Source organism: Bacteroides sp. 2_2_4 (genome assembly GCF_000157055.1).
In the GTDB taxonomy this organism is placed as follows: Bacteria; Bacteroidota; Bacteroidia; order Bacteroidales; family Bacteroidaceae; genus Bacteroides; species Bacteroides ovatus.
In genome coordinates this window covers 456,198-459,952 of record NZ_EQ973356.1, presented here as the reverse complement: position 1 = coordinate 459,952, position 3,755 = coordinate 456,198, and the positions used below count along the sequence as shown (strand labels likewise).

The window sequence follows — 3,755 nt, the reverse complement described above, 5'->3', positions numbered from 1 at the left end:
CCATATACTTTCACGCCGCCAATCAAGCCCACCACCGCACCGATGGCGTAAATTAATTTTGTCGCCGGGTCGAAATAACTTGTTACCATATTGGTAGCTTCTGTAATACCCGCCATGCCGTTACCCTGTGCAAAAGCGGAGGATGCAGCCAAAAGAACGGCTGCCGAAAAGAGAACTTTCTTTTTCATTATAAATACATTGATTTTTAAATTGCCGGACGGGTGGATAGTCCGCCCGGCGGAGTGATTAATAATTGAATTTTTGTGGTTGTGAGGAATGTTCCCCAGTGTTCAGAAAGGTTTGTCTTAACCGTAATCTCTTTGTTTCATCATCTTATTATTTAAAGTTTACCATTAAAGAAAATCGTTCATGTCAAAGGTTGCCATTTTATCATTTCCGGCAACCGGAACGATGGCGGGTACGGGTATCTCATGCTTTTGTAAAAGTTCCGCTACCCGTGACCTGCCCCCGTTAATCTGTTCCACCAGCGAATGAAACAGGTTCGTTTCCGTCCGGCAGATGGTTTGTACCGCTTGCCGTTCTTCCGCTTCGGGTGCTTGTTTAACCTGAATGACCTGAACCATTTGCCCCAGTTCCCCCAGCGTGATACCCTGTGCCATTTCCGGTTCACCCTCACCCATGTAACAGGCGATTTCTTCCGCTTCGATTTCATCCTGTGAAACGTTCGGTTCTTCCGCATCTTCCGTTTCAAATTCCATTTCAAATTCGGTTTCAATCGCTTGCGGGGTATCGGCGTTTTTTTCATCTGCCAGTTCGTTATCAAGCGTTTTCGTTACCGTTTCATCACTTTGCGGGACAAATATAGAAGCATTATCCACCCCTTTTGAAAGGTGTCCTAAGATGTCCCCGTTTGTCCTCATTTGTCCCATCCGGTAACGGCTTGCACCTACAAGGCAATCACCGTTTCCGGTTTTCACGGTCGGTTTGCTTTCCGGTTGTTCCGGCTCTCTTTTCCCACCCGTGAACCATGTTCCCAAACTATCCCAGTATCGCCATAAAAGAACGGCGTAATACAGGAGTGTTCCGATAATAAACCATTTCAACATATCAGAACGGCTTTTCAAATTTGCTTTCGTACAGTTCGTTTATCTCGTCCTGAAACTGGTCGAAATGACGGAGCAGGATATTTTCTACATAGCTGCTCACGGTCGCCTTACGCCCGCCGATAACAGTTACTATCTTTATCAGCTTTTCGTGTGTGGTACGGCTGACATATAACGGCTGGCGGTCGGTCAAGTCCACCCGCATGAAGTAGGTTTCCCGGTAGTCGCCCGGAGCGTTCTTTTTCCGCCGGGCAGGTTCTTTTACCGCCTTTTCTTCCTTTGGTTCTGCCTTGATTTCCGGTTTATCTACCGTTTCCACCGTACCTGTTTTATCGTCCGGTTTATCCGGTGTTTCTATTTCCGTTTTCACCATCACTGTTGGCGTTTCCTGTTTCTTCACGGGCAAGCCCTGTGAAATAATCTCTTTCATAAAATCCTCGTCAATTTGCGGTTTCCCGCCGCTTTGCTTTGCCATATCGTTACAGTTTTATAAGGTATGCGATTTCGGTTATCAGTTCTTCCATGTTGCTGCCCTTTACCAGCCGTTTGTCCGCCGGAAAAAGTGTGGAACGGAATACGGTTTTACGCTGTGCATCCAGTTCCTTTTTAAATCTTTTGGTGTCCGGGATAAATACTTTCATAAGGGGCAGTTCCAGTTCCCCAATGGTCTGCTCATACAGGGTGTACAGGTCTGTTTTCTCCCGTCCATCAACCATGTTCCAAAACAGGTGTAGCCCTTTCAGTCGGCACGCTTCATTCTTTACCAGCAGTTTGTCGATAGCCACCGCAAAGGAAAGGCTGCTTTCCAATACCACCCGGTCGGCAGCTATGGGAGTGAAAATATAATCCACTCCTGAAAGGGAATTGATAACGCCCTCACTGTTCACCGTTCCGGGCAGGTCGAAAAAGACCACATCGTAATTCATCCCGGCAGACGCAAGAAATTCATCCGCCGTTTTTATCGCTTCGTCCGGTGAACTGCACAGCACCGGGTACGCTTTCTTTCCCAGTGTCTTGAACTGGTGAAAGGCAAGCTGTTTGTAATACTCATCGCTGTTTACCTGTTCGGCATCCCGTTTGCGCATGGCGGAAATGGAATGTTGCGGATAATCGCAATCCACGACTGCCACGTTATACCCTTTCAGGTAATACAGGTAACTCGCCACCAAGACGGTGAACGTTGTTTTGCCGACCCCGCCCTTTTGGGTGGAGAAAGCCACATACAAGGTTTCTTTCTTCATTGTAATACTCAATTATTGTAATACATCTTTATTTCATTCCATCTGCACAGATGGACGGATAGTTTTCTTTCGTACCATGTTGAAAGCCCGAAAGCCGGAATGATTGTTTCCTTTCTGCAAAGACAGCCTGTTTTCTTTCTTGCTTCTTTGTTTTCATTCATTCCACAAAGACAGCTTGTTTTCTTTGCAGACTGTTTGCTTTCAATCATCCCATCCGGTTTGCTTTCCTGCTTTCTTGAAAGATTGCAATCTTGAAATCTTGTTTTCAAGTTTTCAAAACCGCTTTCTTTCCGTCCGCTTGCCGATACATATTTCCATCCGTCCATATTGCTTTCTTTCTTAAATCCGGGACAAATAAACGCAGAAAAACAACCCGTTTCGAGATGTGTCCTCAAATGTCCCCATTTGTCCTCATTTGTCCTATAACCCGCTATTTCACAGCATTTTTAATACCTGTTACTTTGCAACCGAAAGGTATCGGTCAGGCTAACCAAGCCCCCGCCGCCGGGAGCGTTCCAATATCCGCTAACCCCAATCCGTCCGTAGGCGGATTTTTATTTGCACTGGCAAATAGCAAGGTGTGTTCTAAGCAGCTTGAAATTCTTTTAGCAGCTTTGAACGCCTTGCCCGGACGAAGCCGGGATAGGGTCACTCCGAAGTCGTAACCCTTTAAAAAAAGAAGTATGAAACAGAAAAATGAAAATGCGTCCCGTCCGGGTGGCGCAGGACGAAAGCCCAAAGCAGACCCGGCAGTGTTCAGGTACTCTATCAGCTTCAATGCGATAGACCACGCCCGCTTTTTGGCATTGTTCGACCAGTCCGGTATGCGCACGAAAGCGCATTTTATCACCGCCCGCATCTTCGGCGAACCGTTCAAAGTGATTAAAATCGACAAGGCGGCAGTCGAATATTATACCCGGCTGACCGCTTTATATTCCCAGTACAGGGGTATCGCCGTGAATTATAATCAGGTGGTAAAGGCTCTAAATACCAATTTTTCAGAGAAGAAAGCTCTCGCTTTTCTCTATAAACTGGAAAAGGCAACGATGGAACTTGCCGACCTGAACCGCCAAATTATTGAACTGACCCGTGAATTTGAAACAAGATGGTTGCAAAGATAAGCGTAGGCAGTTCCCTGTTCGGTGCGCTTTCCTACAACCAAAACAAGGTGGATGAACAGCAGGGGAAGGTACTTTTAAGTAACCGTATGTTTGAAAGCGAGGACGGAAATTTCAGCATCCGGCGTTGTATGGAATGTTTCGATATGCACCTGCCCGCAGACCTGAAAACGGAAAAGCCGATTATTCATATCTCCCTGAACCCGCACCCGGACGATGTGCTTTCCGACAGCCAGCTTGCGGATATTGCCAAAGAATATATGGATAAGTTGGGGTACGGCAACCAGCCGTATATGGTGTACAAGCACGAAGATATTGCAAGGCATCATATA

Annotated in this window: 7 protein-coding genes; 2 read left to right on the top strand and 5 right to left on the bottom strand. The window is 46.5% G+C overall.

The window, feature by feature from the left end:
* The 5 genes from BSCG_RS0127230 to BSCG_RS22375 form a co-directional block, all read right to left on the bottom strand.
* The coding region (locus BSCG_RS0127230; RefSeq protein ID WP_032849354.1) for a DUF4134 family protein at positions 1-188 on the bottom strand (188 nt) is incomplete at its 3' end.
* 165 nt (positions 189-353) lie between these two features.
* Positions 354-1,067: a hypothetical protein gene (locus BSCG_RS22360; protein ID WP_008775035.1), complete on the bottom strand. Its 714-nt coding sequence runs from the start codon at positions 1,065-1,067 to the stop codon at positions 354-356.
* A gap of 1 nt (position 1,068) precedes the next feature.
* Positions 1,069-1,539, bottom strand: coding sequence for a DUF3408 domain-containing protein (locus tag BSCG_RS22365; protein ID WP_008775034.1), 471 nt, complete (start codon positions 1,537-1,539; stop codon positions 1,069-1,071).
* A 4-nt stretch (positions 1,540-1,543) separates the two neighbouring features.
* Entirely contained in the window at positions 1,544-2,305 is a 762-nt protein-coding gene (locus BSCG_RS22370; RefSeq protein WP_008775033.1) for a ParA family protein, read from the bottom strand.
* Between the two features lie 8 nt (positions 2,306-2,313).
* Entirely contained in the window at positions 2,314-2,631 is a 318-nt protein-coding gene (locus tag BSCG_RS22375; RefSeq protein WP_008775032.1) for a hypothetical protein, read from the bottom strand.
* Between the two features lie 357 nt (positions 2,632-2,988).
* Here BSCG_RS22375 and mobA point away from each other — a divergent pair, with 357 nt between their 5' ends.
* Positions 2,989-3,426: a conjugal transfer protein MobA gene (mobA, locus tag BSCG_RS22385; RefSeq protein WP_008775030.1), complete on the top strand. Its 438-nt coding sequence runs from the start codon at positions 2,989-2,991 to the stop codon at positions 3,424-3,426.
* The coding region (locus tag BSCG_RS0127225; protein WP_032849324.1) for a relaxase/mobilization nuclease domain-containing protein at positions 3,411-3,755 on the top strand (345 nt) is incomplete at its 3' end. The genes mobA and BSCG_RS0127225, both read left to right, overlap by 16 nt.